The 14979-nt window shown below is 53.5% G+C and carries 12 protein-coding genes; 6 read left to right on the top strand and 6 right to left on the bottom strand.

The window, feature by feature from the left end; translation table 11 throughout:
• Nucleotides 1-7 precede the first annotated feature (7 nt).
• From kdpC to potE, 6 genes are all read left to right on the top strand, one after another.
• Nucleotides 8-586 carry a potassium-transporting ATPase subunit KdpC gene (gene kdpC / locus ACMGGS_RS14115; protein ID WP_414163159.1) on the top strand — a complete coding sequence of 193 codons (579 nt, stop codon included), beginning with the start codon at nucleotides 8-10 and terminating at the stop codon, nucleotides 584-586.
• Nucleotides 583-3264, top strand: coding sequence for a two-component system sensor histidine kinase KdpD (gene kdpD / locus ACMGGS_RS14110; RefSeq protein ID WP_414163158.1), 2682 nt, complete (start codon nucleotides 583-585; stop codon nucleotides 3262-3264). The genes kdpC and kdpD overlap by 4 nt, the downstream gene beginning before the upstream one ends.
• Nucleotides 3257-3934, top strand: coding sequence for a two-component system response regulator KdpE (gene kdpE / locus ACMGGS_RS14105; RefSeq protein ID WP_414166279.1), 678 nt, complete (start codon nucleotides 3257-3259; stop codon nucleotides 3932-3934). Before kdpD ends, kdpE begins: the two co-directional genes overlap by 8 nt.
• Before the next feature lie 260 nt (nucleotides 3935-4194).
• A complete protein-coding gene (gene speFL / locus ACMGGS_RS14100) occupies nucleotides 4195-4299 on the top strand; it encodes a leader peptide SpeFL (protein WP_148872342.1) in 105 nt (34 codons plus the stop codon).
• A 255-nt stretch (nucleotides 4300-4554) separates the two neighbouring features.
• On the top strand, nucleotides 4555-6753 hold the full coding sequence (gene speF, locus ACMGGS_RS14095; RefSeq protein ID WP_414163157.1) for an ornithine decarboxylase SpeF: 2199 nt from the start codon (nucleotides 4555-4557) through the stop codon (nucleotides 6751-6753).
• Nucleotides 6750-8063 (top strand): putrescine-ornithine antiporter, encoded by a 1314-nt coding sequence (gene potE / locus ACMGGS_RS14090; protein ID WP_414163156.1) that lies wholly within the window; start codon nucleotides 6750-6752, stop codon nucleotides 8061-8063. The genes speF and potE overlap by 4 nt, the downstream gene beginning before the upstream one ends.
• A gap of 264 nt (nucleotides 8064-8327) precedes the next feature.
• Here potE and araD read toward each other — a convergent pair whose 3' ends face one another.
• The 6 genes from araD to ACMGGS_RS14060 form a co-directional block, all read right to left on the bottom strand.
• A complete protein-coding gene (araD, locus tag ACMGGS_RS14085) occupies nucleotides 8328-9023 on the bottom strand; it encodes an L-ribulose-5-phosphate 4-epimerase (RefSeq protein ID WP_414166278.1) in 696 nt (231 codons plus the stop codon).
• A gap of 35 nt (nucleotides 9024-9058) precedes the next feature.
• Entirely contained in the window at nucleotides 9059-9913 is an 855-nt protein-coding gene (locus tag ACMGGS_RS14080; protein ID WP_414163155.1) for an L-ribulose-5-phosphate 3-epimerase, read from the bottom strand.
• Nucleotides 9910-11385, bottom strand: a complete 1476-nt coding sequence (locus ACMGGS_RS14075) for an FGGY-family carbohydrate kinase (RefSeq protein WP_414163154.1) — start codon at nucleotides 11383-11385, stop codon at nucleotides 9910-9912. The genes ACMGGS_RS14080 and ACMGGS_RS14075 overlap by 4 nt, the downstream gene beginning before the upstream one ends.
• Nucleotides 11386-11424: 39 nt before the next feature.
• Complete coding sequence (locus ACMGGS_RS14070) at nucleotides 11425-12351, bottom strand: ABC transporter permease (protein WP_414166277.1); 927 nt, start codon at nucleotides 12349-12351, stop codon at nucleotides 11425-11427.
• Between the two features lie 70 nt (nucleotides 12352-12421).
• Nucleotides 12422-13906, bottom strand: a complete 1485-nt coding sequence (locus tag ACMGGS_RS14065) for a sugar ABC transporter ATP-binding protein (protein WP_414166276.1) — start codon at nucleotides 13904-13906, stop codon at nucleotides 12422-12424.
• Nucleotides 13907-14020: 114 nt separating this feature from the next.
• Nucleotides 14021-14878, bottom strand: coding sequence for a substrate-binding domain-containing protein (locus tag ACMGGS_RS14060; protein WP_414166275.1), 858 nt, complete (start codon nucleotides 14876-14878; stop codon nucleotides 14021-14023).
• Between the last annotated feature and the right edge of the window lie 101 nt (nucleotides 14879-14979).

The following is a 14979-nucleotide window of genomic DNA, read 5'->3' as shown; positions in this document are numbered from 1 at the left end:
GGTGAATATGACTCTGTTACGTCCTGCGTTTTCGTTGCTGATTTTTTTAACCGTGCTGACCGGCGGCGTGTACCCGCTACTGACCACCACGCTGGGTCAATGGTGGTTTAGCGACCGTGCTAACGGCTCGCTTATTGAGGATGGAAATGGCCTGCGCGGCTCTTATCTGATCGGCCAGAATTTTACCCGGCCTGATTATTTTCACGGTCGCCCGTCGGCAACGGCGGACAGGCCATATAACCCCGAAGCATCCGGCGGCAGCAACCTTGCGGTGAGCAATCCGGCGCAGGATAGCGCCATTGCTGAGCGGATTAAATCGCTGCGGGCGGAAAACCCGGACGCAGCTGGCGCGGTGCCGACCGAACTGGTCACCGCCTCCGCCAGCGGTCTGGATAACAATCTCACGCCGCAGGCCGTCCTCTGGCAACTGCCGCGCGTAGCTAAAGCGCGTCATTTATCGGTTGAACAGATCGCGCCGCTGATTGACCACGCCACGCAAAAACCGCTGTTCAGCTTTCTCGGTCAACCTGTGGTAAATATTGTTGAGCTGAATATTGCCCTCGATGGGGTAAAGGATAATAAATGACCGACGAGCCGCAGCGTCCCGATCCCGATCGGCTGCTGGAACAAACTGCCACCGCGCACCGGGGCAAGCTGAAGATTTTTTTTGGTGCCTGCGCGGGGGTGGGGAAAACCTGGGCGATGCTGGCAGAGGCGCAGCGCCTGCGCGCTCAGGGGCGGGATATTGTGGCGGGCGTGGTGGAGACCCACGGGCGTAAAGAGACGGCGGCGATGCTTGACGGGCTGACGGTGCTGGCTCCGCGTATCCTCACTCATCGTGGGCGCAAGGTGCAGGAGTTTGATCTTGATGCGGCGCTGGCGCGGCGTCCGGCCCTGATCCTGATGGATGAACTGGCGCACAGTAATGCGCCCGGCTCGCGTCACCCCCGCCGCTGGCAGGATGTTGAAGAACTGCTTGAGGCGGGCATTGATGTCTTTACCTCCCTCAATGTGCAGCATCTGGAAAGTCTGAACGACGTGGTCAGCGGCGTCACCGGTATTCAGGTGCGGGAAACCGTACCCGATCCGGTGTTTGACGCCGCCGATGACGTCGTGCTGGTCGATCTGCCTCCCGACGATCTGCGCCAGCGTCTGCATGAGGGGAAAGTCTATCTTGCCGGGCAGGCTGAACGCGCGATCGAAAACTTCTTTCGCAAAGGTAACCTTTACGCCCTGCGCGAGCTGGCCCTGCGCCGCACCGCCGACCGTGTTGATGACCAAATGCGGGTCTGGCGGGAACATCAGGGACAGGAAAAAGTGTGGCATACCCGTGATGCCATTTTGCTGTGTATTGGTCATCAGACCGGCAGCGAAAAGCTGGTGCGCACCGCCGCGCGTCTGGCGGCAAAACTCGGCAGCGTCTGGCATGCGGTGTATGTTGAAACACCCCGACTGCACCGACTTGCACGCAACCAGCGCCAGGGCATCCTCAACGCGCTGCGGCTGGCGCAGGAACTGGGGGCGGAGACCGCGACCCTCGCCGATCCGTCGGAAGAGAAAGCGGTCCTGCGCTATGCCCGCGAGCACAATCTTGGCAAGATCGTGCTGGGGCGGCAAACCCGCCGTCGCTGGTGGCAGGGCGACTCCTTTGCCGGGCGTCTGGCCCGCCACGCGCCGGATCTGGATTTAGTGATTGTCGCGCTGGATGACCCTCCCGCTACGCCGCCACGCGCCAGCGATACGCGTTCGTTGCTGGAACGCTGGCGCGTTCAGTTTGAGGGCTGCGTGGTCGCGCTCGTGCTGTGCGCCGGGATCACGCTGATGGCAATGCAGTGGCTCACGGCGTTCGATCCCACCAACCTGGTGATGATTTATCTGCTGGCGGTGGTGCTGGTCGCCCTGCGCTACGGACGCTGGCCATCGGTACTGGCGACCGTGGTGAATGTGGTCAGCTTCGATCTGTTTTTCATCGCCCCGCATGGCACCCTCGCCGTCTCAGACGTGCAGTACATTCTGACCTTTATCGTGATGCTGATTGTCGGGCTGGTGATCGGTAATCTGACGGCGGGAATGCGCTACCAGGCGCGGGTGGCGCGCTATCGTGAGCAGCGTACCCGCCATTTGTATGAGATGTCGCGGCGGCTCGCGGTCAGTCGCAGCGCGGAGGATATTGCGACCATCGGCGAGCAGTTTATACAGTCCACCTTTCAGGCACGCAGTCAGCTTTTACTTCCCGACGCTGAGGCCCGGCTGATGCCACTGACGCTACAGCCCGGCATTACGCCCTGGGACGAGGCGATTGCCCGCTGGAGCTACGATCGCGGTCAGCCCGCCGGAGCGGGTACCGATACCCTGCCCGGCGTACCGTACCAAATCCTGCCGCTGAAAAGCGCCAGCCGGACGCACGGGCTGGTGATCGTGGAGCCGGGTAGTCTGCGCCAGTTGATGATCCCGGAACAACAACGGCTGCTGGAAACCTTTACGCTGCTGATTGCCAGCGCGCTGGAACGTCTGGCGCTGACCTCCAGTGAGCAACAGGCGCGGCTGGCGAGCGAGCGTGAGAGCGTGCGTAACGCCCTGCTTGCGGCACTTTCGCATGATTTGCGCACGCCGCTGACGGTGCTGTTTGGTCAGGCGGAAATCCTGACCCTCGATCTGGCCAGTGAAGGTTCAAAACACGCGCCGCAAGCCAGTGAAATTCGCCAGCATGTGCTGAACACCACGCGGCTGGTTAATAACCTGCTGGATATGGCGCGCATCCAGTCTGGCGGCTTTAATCTTAAGAAAGAGTGGCTGACGCTGGAAGAAGTGGTCGGCAGCGCACTTCAAAGCCTTGAGCCGGGCAGCCGTCCCATTGACCTGGCGCTTTGCGAGCCGTTGACGCTTATCTATGTTGACGGTCCGCTATTTGAGCGGGTGCTGATAAATTTACTGGAAAACGCCCTTAAATATGCCGGACAACGGGCGCAAGTCGGTCTTAACGGCTGGATGGCAGATAAACACCTGGTGCTGGAAGTATGGGACAGCGGCCCAGGCATTCCTGCCGGGCAGGAAAAGCGTATTTTCGACAAGTTTGCCCGCGGCATGAAGGAGTCAGCTATTCCCGGCGTAGGATTAGGACTGGCAATTTGTCAGGCCATCGTCAGCGTTCATGGCGGTACGCTTACCGCCAGTAACCGTCCACAGGGCGGAGCCTGTTTTCGTGTTACGCTACCGCAGGACACGGCACCCCGGCTTGAGGAATTTGATGAGCACTGTGATTAACGTTTTAATTATTGAAGATGAACAGGCGATTCGCCGTTTTCTGCGCACCGCGCTGGAAACGGACGGGCTGCGCGTATTTGAGGCCGATACCCTCCAGCGCGGACTGCTCGAAGCTGCCAGCCGTAAACCGGACCTGACCATCCTCGACCTCGGACTGCCGGACGGCGACGGCATCGATTTTATTCGCGAAGTCCGGCTGTGGAGTCAGATGCCGATTATCGTGCTGTCGGCACGCACGGAAGAGGCGGATAAAATCGACGCCCTTGATGCGGGTGCTGACGATTATCTCAGTAAGCCTTTTGGGATCGGTGAATTGCAGGCCCGCCTGCGGGTAGCGCTGCGTCGCCACGCCAGCGGGCAAAAAAATGAACCGCAGGTAGTGTTTGGCGCGATGGTGGTCGACCTGGCCGCACGACGGATTTTACGTGACGGTGAAGAGGTCCATCTGACGCCAATTGAATTTCGCTTGCTGGCGGTGTTGCTCAATAATGCCGGAAAAGTATTAACCCAGCGTCAACTATTAAACCAGGTCTGGGGACCCAATGCCGTCGAACATAGTCACTATTTGCGCATTTATATGGGACATTTACGCCAGAAAGTAGAGGTCGATCCGGCCCGCCCCCGCCATTTATTAACGGAGACCGGCATTGGCTATCGTTTTATGTTTTGAATAACTATTCATTTCTCCCTCTTATTTATTACTCTTTTTTTCAGGGAATTATTTTTGCTGAAGAAAATCTCTTCAAAAAATAAATATTATTACACGTTATTCACAACCCATTCACACGAACAGTATTCACCAGCCAATATGCATAAAACGTGAGTAATTATTTCTGGATAGATCGTATTTTGGTGATCTACTTCACAGTTAAAGGCTTTTTCCTGGATAAAATGAGCATACCTTCAATTGACTCATGAATGGTGATTAATATGGAAAACAATAGCCGAATTATGCCACATATCAGGCGAACAACGCATATTATGATGTTTGCCCACCGCAATAGTTTTGATTTTCATTTCTTCAACGCCCGATAGTCTTCTGACCTCGGGCGCTTCAGCATAGCAACTTTCCTGAAATCTCTGTAATACAGGATGTTACCTGTAGCAGATAGCGCTCGCCTTACCTGAATCCTGCATTGCCAGCCCCCGGACTGGCAGGGTTCATGTCATCTTAAAAAAAGCATATTACTGATATTTCATCAGCGGATAACTATTGCTTTTTTTCCGGCTCGATCAATTTCCTGCTCAGGAAATTGAGGGAACACTATTATCTAAAATAAAGAGTTTATTATGTCTCAATTAAAAATTGCCGTTAGCCGTGCCTGCCCTGACTGTTTTTGTACCCAGCGCGATATTGTCAATACTACTGAAACCCACTTTATTAATGTTGCTGCCGTAGTTTTAACCATCGATGAGGTAGAAGCGGGCAAACTTGATGAGATCGACGCTACCGGTTATCACCTCCCGGTGTTTATTGCCATAAATAACGATGAGCGGGTACCGGCAGAATATCTGGCACGGATTCAGGGTGTATTTGAATACGATGAAACCCGCAATGACTACTATGGTCGCCAGCTCGAAGCCGCCGCGCAAAAATATGAAACGCAGCTGCGCCCGCCCTTCTTCCGTGCGCTGGTAGACTACGTGAATCAGGGCAACAGCGCCTTTGACTGCCCCGGTCATCAGGGTGGCGAATTTTTCCGCCGCCATCCGGCAGGCAATCAGTTTGTCGAATTCTTTGGCGAAACGCTGTTCCGCTCGGATCTCTGTAATGCCGATGTGGCGATGGGCGATTTATTGATCCATGAAGGCGCGCCCTGCACGGCGCAACAGCATGCGGCCAGCGTGTTCAACGCCGATAAAACCTATTTCGTCCTCAACGGTACCTCATCGGCAAACAAAGTGGTGCTGAATGCATTATTAACGCCGGGTGATTTGGTGCTGTTTGACCGCAATAACCATAAATCGAACCATCATGGTGCCCTGTTGCAGGCGGGCGCAACGCCGGTGTATCTCGAAACCGCGCGTAATCCGTATGGCTTTATCGGCGGCATCGATGCGCACTGTTTTGAAGAACGCTACCTGCGTGAACTGATCGCCGAGGTCGCGCCGCAGCGCGCCCGCGACGCACGACCGTTCCGCCTGGCGGTGATCCAGTTGGGTACCTACGATGGCACCATTTATAACGCCCGTCAGGTGGTGGATAAGATTGGTCATCTTTGCGACTACATCCTGTTCGATTCCGCGTGGGTCGGGTATGAGCAATTTATCCCGATGATGGCGGACTGCTCGCCGCTGCTGCTGGATCTCAATGAAAACGATCCGGGTATTCTGGTGACCCAATCGGTGCATAAACAGCAGGCCGGCTTCTCGCAGACGTCACAAATCCATAAAAAGGACCGCCACATTAAAGGCCAGCCGCGCTACGTTCCGCATAAACGCCTGAATAACGCCTTTATGATGCACGCCTCCACCAGCCCGTTTTATCCGCTCTTTGCCGCCCTGGACATTAATGCGCAGATGCACGAGGGCCAGTGCGGACGAAATATGTGGATGGACTGCGTAACCCAGGGGATCGACGCGCGCAAGCTGATCCTCGAAAACTGTCAGCATATTCGCCCGTTCGTGCCTGAACAAGTTGACGGAAAAGCGTGGCAACACTGGCCGACCGCCGACATTGCCTGCGACCTGCGCTTCTTCCACTTTGTGCCGGGCGAACACTGGCACGCCTTTGAGGGATACGCCGACCACCAATATTTTGTCGACCCCTGCAAACTGCTGCTGACCACGCCTGGCATCAATATCGCCAGCGGCGAGTATGAAGCTTTCGGCGTGCCCGCCACGATTCTCGCCAACTTCCTGCGAGAAAATGGCGTCGTGCCGGAAAAATGCGATCTCAACTCCATTTTGTTCCTGCTGACCCCGGCGGAGGACATGGCCAAGCTGCAACAACTGGTAGCGTTGTTAGTGCGCTTTGAAAAATTGCTGGAGACCGACGCGCCGTTACGCGAGGTGCTGCCGTCACTGTATCGTCAGTATCAGGATCGCTACTCGGACTATACCTTGCGCCAGCTTTGCCAGGAAATGCACGACCTCTACGCCCGGCATAATGTGAAGCAGTTGCAAAAAGAAATGTTCCGCAAGGCGCATTTCCCGCGCGTCAGCCTGAATCCGCAGGAAGCCAATTATGCGTATCTTCGCGGTCAGGTTGAACTGGTGCGCTTACAGGATGCCGAAGGTCGCATTGCGGCAGAAGGTGCGCTCCCTTACCCGCCGGGTGTGCTGTGCGTCGTACCTGGGGAAATCTGGGGTGGTGCGGTGCTGCGTTACTTTAGCGCACTCGAAGAAGGCATTAATCTTCTGCCGGGTTTTGCGCCGGAATTACAGGGCGTCTATATCCAGGAGCAGGATGGCCGCAAACAAGTGTGGTGCAACGTCATTACGCCGGAGAAAGCCTCCTCCACGCTGCTGAAAGGAGAACAATTATGAGCAAGTCCAATAAAATGGGCGTGGTCCAGCTTACCATACTGACGATGGTCAACATGATGGGTTCCGGGATCATTATGCTGCCGACCAAACTGGCCGAGGTGGGCACCATTTCGATTATCTCCTGGCTGGTCACCGCCGTCGGATCCATGGCGCTGGCATGGGCCTTCGCCAAATGCGGGATGTTCAGCCGCAAATCCGGCGGGATGGGCGGCTATGCCGAGTATGCCTTCGGCAAGTCCGGTAACTTTATGGCCAACTATACCTACGGCGTGTCGCTGCTGATTGCCAACGTCGCGATTGCCATTTCGGCTGTGGGGTACGGTACTGAGCTGCTGGGATTATCCCTCAGCCCGGTGCAGATTGGTCTGGCGACCATCGGCGTGCTGTGGATTTGTACGGTAGCCAATTTCGGCGGCGCGCGCATCACCGGACAGATCAGTAGCATCACCGTCTGGGGGGTGATTATCCCGGTGGTAGGATTGTGCCTGATTGGCTGGTTCTGGTTCAGCCCGTCGCTGTACGCGGCGTCGTGGAATCCGCATAACGTGCCGTTCTTCAGCGCGGTGGGGTCCTCCATCGCCATGACGCTGTGGGCGTTTCTCGGGCTGGAATCCGCCTGTGCAAATACCGACGTCGTGGAAAATCCGGAGCGTAACGTACCTATAGCCGTTCTCGGCGGTACGCTTGGCGCGGCGGTAATTTACATTGTTTCGACCAACGTGATTGCCGGGATTGTGCCGAATATGGATCTCGCCCACTCCACCGCCCCATTCGGCGTGGCGTTTGCCCAGATGTTTACGCCGGGGGTCGGTAAAATCATCATGGGACTGATGGTGATGTCCTGCTGCGGCTCCCTGCTCGGCTGGCAATTTACCATTGCTCAGGTGTTTAAATCGTCCGCTGACGAAGGCTATTTCCCGAAAATCTTCTCGCGCCTGAGTAAGGCCGACGCGCCGATTCAGGGGATGCTGGCAATTGTGATTTTCCAGAGCGGACTGTCGCTGATGACTATCAGCCCGTCGCTGAACAGTCAGTTTAATGTGCTGGTCAACCTGGCGGTGGTGACCAATATCATCCCGTATATCCTGTCAATGGCGGCGCTGGTGATTATTCAGAAAGTCGCGAAAGTCGATCCGCACAAGGCGAAGGCGGCAAACGTGGTGGCATTTATCGGCGCGGTGTACAGTTTTTACGCGCTCTACTCCTCGGGGGAGGAAGCGATGCTGTACGGCGCGATAGTTACCTTTATGGGCTGGACGCTGTACGGTCTGGTGTCGCCGAGGTTTGAACTGAAGAATAAACACGGGTAAGCGCGTACATAGTAAAAGGCTCCTTGCGGAGCCTTTATGGTTGGTGAAAAACCTGGTTTTGCGGGTATGTGCGCCGCTTTGCCGGGTGGCGGCTTCGCCTTACCCGGCCTACGAAAACCAAACGATATCAATGTGTTATTTGATTCCCGTCGATTTACGAAAACTACCAATATCAACAGGTTATTCGCAACTCGTAGGCCTGTGCAAGCGAAGCGCCGCCAGGCATCATTCCACGGTATAACGTCTGTCATCCCTCCCTGTTTCTTACTGCCCGTAATACGCATGGCTACCGTGCTTGCGTAAATAATGCTTATCCAGCAATTCCCGCGATACCGGCGGTTGCTGATGCGCTAACTGCGTGGTCCACATATTCATATAGGCAATTTCTTCCAGCACGACCGCGTTATGGACCGCGTTATGCGGATCTTTTCCCCAGGCAAATGGGCCGTGCCCCTGCACCAGCGCGGCGGGAATGCTTAACGGATCGATATTGTTGTTACGTAGCGTTTCGATAATCACCCGCCCGGTATTGGCTTCATAATCCTGCTGGATTTCTTCGCTGGTTAAGGGACGGGTACAGGGGATCTCACCGTAAAAATAATCCGCATGCGTCGTGCCCATTGCCTGTAACGGTCTGGCCGCCTGCGCCCAGATCGTCGCGTGCCGGGAATGGGTGTGCACTATCCCCCCCAACGATTCATAGGCCCGATAAAGTGCCAGATGAGTGGCGGTATCTGAGGAGGGTTTATTTTTACCCTCAACCACCCTGCCGCTTGCAAGATCAACAATCACCATATCGTCAACGGTCATGGTGGCATATTCCACGCCGGAGGGTTTAATCACCACCAGCCCCTGCTGACGATCGATACCGCTGACGTTTCCCCAGGTAAACGTCACCAGCCGATATTCCGGCAGCGCCAGGTTCGCTGCAAAAACCGCTTGTTTAAGTTCATCCAACATCATTAACTCCAGAGTCTGAAAAATAATTCAGGGCGCTAATTCAAAAAAGCGTGCTGGTATTTATCTTCTATCCAGCCTTTCGCCTCGGCAATGCGCTGCACATCTGCGCCATCATTTTTAGCCCACATTTCCATCAGCCACGCACCGCGATAATTAAGCGATGACAGCGTGCGGAAAACCTCGTCGAAATTCACGCAACCAGTGCCGAACGGCACGTCGCGAAACTGCCCTAATGAAAAGGGGGAAATTTGTCGGGTATCTTTTAAATGGATCGCCGAGATTTTATGGATGCCTTTACTTAACTCCACCGGCACATCGTTATGCCAGGCGCTTAAATTGCCGACATCGGGATAAACACAAAACCACGGGCTACATATCTTGCGCTCCAGATCCAGCCAGCGCGAAATATTGCTCATAAAGGCGGTATCCATGATCTCCATAGAAAGCATAATTTGCGCTTTCGCCGCCTGCGACACGGCCCAGTTTATCCCTTCGATAAACAGCTCGCGGGTTTGTGAAGAAGAAGATTCATAATAAACATCGTACCCTGCAAGCTGGATATTGCGGATGCCGACCTGGCTGGCAAACGCCAGCGCATCGCGCATCAGATCACGCGCCTTATCACGCGTTTCGCGCTTCAGACTGCCAAACGGAAACGCGCGATGAGCAGATAAACACATACTCGGCACATCAACACCGCTGTTGATTTTCCCGGCAACGAAGTCGAGGCGTTCCGCGCGGTTCCACTGTAAACGCGCCTGACGAATCGGATCTTCGTCTACCGACATTTCGATAAAGCTGAAGCCCAGTTGCGCCGCCACATCAAAGCGTTCCGTCCAGCTCAAGGCATTCGGCAACGCCTTTTCATAAATCCCTATGGTTGGTTTCATTTGGCATTCGCTCGCTGTGATAAGGCGTGGGCAACGTTGAGATAACGCGCGTAGCCTTCACGCAACTGCTGATGCCGCCGCGCGTCAGGTTCAAATAACACCACCTCAGGCTGCGTCTGCGCCATCGCCTCGCTGAAACTGGAATACACACCCGCGCCGGTTGCCGCACAAAGTGCGGCCGCCCGACATCCGGCCTGTTCGATATCCACCACTTCCAGCGGTAAATTGGCCGCATCGGCATACATCTGCGTCCATTGTTTCGACTGACTCGGCCCGCCGGTAAAACGAATTTTCTCAATGGCCGGATTGAGGGAAATAATGCGGTCCTGGTGAACCAGATGCGAAAAAACAATTCCGCGATAAATTGCGGCAATCACATCTTTTTTAGTATGGTGGCCCGCCAGACCTATCAGCCCACCCTGCAAGTCCATTTCCAGATTTGAACCGAATAAATAGGGCAGGAAAACGAGCTGCTCATCGCGACTTTCCGCAATCCACTGTTCAAAATTCTGGTAGCACTGCGCTTCATCCTGAAAGAACTGCTTAATAAACCACGTCAGATTGCTGGCTGAGGTAGGGCTGCCTTCATGCACAAAATATTTCCCCGGCACGCAATATTTACCCCAGATATAGGGAAAATCGCTGGCAATAATCCGATCGGTAACGGAGGTCGCAATACTCCAGGTTCCGGCCACGGCGCTGAGCGTTTTTTCATTATCAATGCCCGAGGTCACGGCGCTGGAGACCACGTCAAAAAACCCGCCAAATACCGGTGTTCCCGGACACAAGCCACAATCCAGCGCCGCCTGCGGTGTAATGACCCCGACCCTATCGGTTGAGTTAATGACCGGTGCTGTTTTATCAACGACTTCAGGAATACCAAAGAGAGCCATCATCTCGCTGTCATAACGCGAGGTGAACTGGTTATAAAAATTGCTGCCGGAGATATTGGTGATTTCAGCATGGATCTCGCCGGTAAATTTAAAGCGAATATAATCATGCACCATTAATACGGCATCAATTCTGGCGTAATTTTCCGGTTCACGATCCTTCAGCCAGGCCAGCAGAGATACCGGATGACCTGTCCACAGTTGCTGTAAGCCCTTACGATAGGCCTGCTTATCAATGCCGTCCTGATACCATCTTTTGACATAGCTCAGCGCCCGGGTATCGGAAGAAATAATCCCGTTACGCACCGGCTTGCCTTTTTTGTCGATGGCGTACAGCCCTTTTCCATGGGAAGAAAAGCTAATGCCTTTAATACTGAGCGGTGGAACCTGACTTTCATAAATTGCCTGCTTAACGACGTGGCAAACGGTCTCCCATAGCTCATCCATATTACGCTCGCTAAAGCCGGGCTGTTCTGCCAGTACCTCAGCATAGCGTGATGCAACGTGGATCTCATTCCCTCGCGCATCATAAATGCCTGCCTTGGTAACTGTTCCGCCAATGTCTATCCCGATAAAATTCATGACGCACTCCTTCGTTAAATGGGTATCAGGAAAAAATGACTACCGTCTGGCCGAACTAATAAACGTTGCACCCCAAATAATCAGCCCTTTCACCAGATACTGAACATACGGTGAAATACCCAGCAAATTGAGGCCATTATTTAAGACGCCTAACATCATCGCGCCGATCAAAGTACCGATGATCATGCCACGCCCCCCGGCAATGGATGCCCCGCCCAACACCACAGCGGCAATCGCATCCAGTTCGAAGCCAACGCCCGCGTTGGGCTGCCCGCTCATCACGCGGGAGGTAAAAATAAGCCCGGCAAATCCGGCGGTAAAACCACTAATGACATACACCATTAGCTTGTAATATTTAACCCGCAGCCCACTAAGCCGGGCCGCCTCTTCATTGCCGCCCAGAGAATAGACATAGCGGCCAAAAGGCATATGGTTGAGCACGATATAAAAGACGATATACAGCAGCGCCATTAACACGATAGGAACCTGGATACCAAAAATATAATCACGGCCCCAGAAGGAAAAAGAATCAGGCAGCCCGGAGATGGGATAACCGCCGGTGTAAATCAACGCCAGACCTTTAGCGATAATCATCGCCCCGAGGGTGACAATAATTGGCGGCATTTTACCGTAGGCGGTGAGAAAGCCGTTCAGAAGACCGAAAGCGACGCCCGCCAGTAAACCCAGGGTAATTGCCATCCATGGATCGAGACCGTAGAATTTCATCAGCCCGGCCATTAGGGTCCCGCACAGCGCCATCACCGCGCCGACAGAAAGATCGATGCCGCCGGTCAGAATAGCAAAGGTCATTCCGATGGCGATAATCGCGTTGATGGATACCTGTCTGGCAACGGTCGATAAATTTTCCACGGTGAGAAAATAGTCATTGAATATCGACATACAACCAAATAACAGCACCAGACCAATAAACGGTAAAAAGGCAGGTGTTTTCATTAATCGGGACATGATTCCAGCACTCTTTTCAGACTTAGCAACCGGTACAGCGGAAACATTGACATTGCTCATTGGGAACTCCCTAAATAATATTACCTGCGGCATGCAACATAATATCTGTCGAATTAATATTGCCGCCTTCCAGTTCGGCGACGATTTCCCCATCGCGGAAAACCATAACCCGATCGCTGACGCCAATAATTTCCGGCAATTCAGAAGAAATCATAATTATGGAAATACCCTGTTCGGTAAGTCGACGCATAATCTGATAAATTTCTGATTTTGCACCGACGTCAATACCGCGGGTGGGTTCATCAAAAATTAAAATATTCGCATCATGATTAAGCCAGCGTGAGATCACGACCTTTTGCTGATTGCCACCGCTGAGCGTACCTACCGCCGTCCACGCATCCGGCGTTTTTACCCCAACGCTTGAAATTAATGACCTGGTGGTGGTTAACTCCGCTGCGTCGTTAATAAACAGGTGGCGCAGCGAGTGTTTATTCAGCCAGATATTGTCTTTCACCGAAAAAGGCAGCACCAGCCCCTGCGTTTTACGGCTTTCAGGCAGTAACCCGATCCCGGCCTTTAACGCCTGAGAGGTGGAGTTGAGTTTCACCTCCTGACCAAAAAGAGCGATCCGTTTGCGAAAGCATTTGTCCGCGCCGGTCATGGCCAGAATGGTTTCGGTGCGCCCGGACCCCACCAGCCCCGATAACCCCAGGATTTCGCCTTTCCGTAGCGTCAGACGGTTACACGGGCTGGCCTCGGTTAACTGGATCTCGGCGTCGAGGATCACGTCTCGCACGCCCAGCGCCCGTTTAGCCGGGTAAATGTTGTCGACTTCACGCCCAACCATCATCTGAATCATGGTGGAAATATCGACATTATCAACCTGAGCAGAACCAATATATTTACCGTCGCGTAAGATGCTCAGGCTGTCGCAAATTTCATAAATTTCTTCAAGGTGGTGCGAGATGAAAAACATGCCCACCCCTTTCGCCTTCAGGTCACGCATCACCCGAAACAGATGCTCTGCTTCCGTTGGCGTCAGCGTGGCGGTCGGCTCGTCGAGCACCAGGATCCGTGCTTCCAGCGATAACGCTTTGGCAATTTCGACGAATTGTTGTTCGGCTACGCTAAGGTGGCAAATTTGTTCATCGGGATCGAGTTTGACGCCGAGATCGTTAAAAATGCGCATCGCCTCGTGGCGCATTTTTTTGCGGTCGAGTAAACCGAAACGGTTGGTTAATTCGCGGTTAAGGAAAATATTTTCATACGCATTTAAATAAGGAATCAGGGAAAATTCCTGAAAAATAATGCCGATACCTGCGCGAATCGCATCACGATAGGTCTGAAAATGTTGCTGCTGGTCATTAATAAAAATACTGCCAGCATCGGGCTGATAAATGCCGCAAAGCACTTTCATTAAGGTCGATTTACCTGCACCATTTTCGCCGAGCAGGGCATGAACTTCGCCGCTTTTTAACGTTATATTAATATCATCAAGGGCCTTTACACCGGGAAAGGTTTTACTGACATGCTTAATCTCCAGTAAATTCATGATGCGTCTCACTCCATCAAAATAAAACCCAGCAGTGCTGTGATAGATAAACCGTAGCGGAATAAGGTTGTGCAAAAACTCACAACCTCATCCGGAAGTCATCTGAAGCGTAATGAATTACCAGTGGAAATCTTTGGCGTTATTTTTATCAATTAATTTGACGTCTACCGGAACCGATGCCGGAACGTTCGCGCCCCAGTATTTTGCCAGCGCAATCCCTAAGCCGATACGCACCTGGTCGCGCGGGAACTGCGCTGCGGTGGCGATGAACGGCGTGGTGCCCTTAGCTATTTCCGCGACCGCTTCCGGCGAGCCGTCAACGCTCACCAGTTTCACATCGCGACCGGAAGACTGAATGGCGGCCAGCGCACCCAGCGCGCCAACATCGTTAACGCTGAAGATACCGTTAAGCGTCGGGTTAGATTGCAGCATGTTTTCCGTCACGCTCATCGCAGTATCGCGTTCCTGCTTGCCGTTAAGCTTGGTCAGGATTTTGATATCCGGATGTTTTTTCATCGCATCTTCAAAGCCGCGCACGCGCTCAAGGATCGGTACCACCGGAATACCGTCAAGGATCGCAACGTTGCCTTTGTTACCCAGCGCTTTCGCCAGGTTTTCACCGGCAATCAGGCCCGCATCGTAGTTTTTCGATCCGACAAACGAATCCAGCGGGCCGTTAGCCTGTGCGTCAATGGCGACTACCACCACGCCCGCTTTTTTTGCCGCCAGCACGGCAGCTTCAGCACCGACACTATCCGCCGGGTTGATGAGCAAAATATCAATTTTCTTCTGGATCATATCCTCGATGTCGCTAATTTGTTTCGAGACATCATGAGCGGCATCGGCGGTATATAATTTGGCATTGATATCCTTCGTGGCATCCTCAACGGATTGTTTCATGGTCACGAAATATTCGTTATTTAATTCCTGAAACGACATTCCTACGGTAAGTTGTTTGGCACTGGCTCCGGCCATTAGCCCCAGTGACAATAAGCCGACCAGTAACGTTTTACATTTTAAACTTCCAGACATATGAACTCTCCTTCTCATTGTTATGAACGGTGTTGGCGAACGTC

It is taken from the genome of Superficieibacter sp. BNK-5 (genome assembly GCF_047456055.1).
Classification (GTDB): domain Bacteria; phylum Pseudomonadota; class Gammaproteobacteria; order Enterobacterales; family Enterobacteriaceae; genus Superficieibacter.
This window is presented reverse-complemented; position numbering and strand designations above follow the sequence as displayed.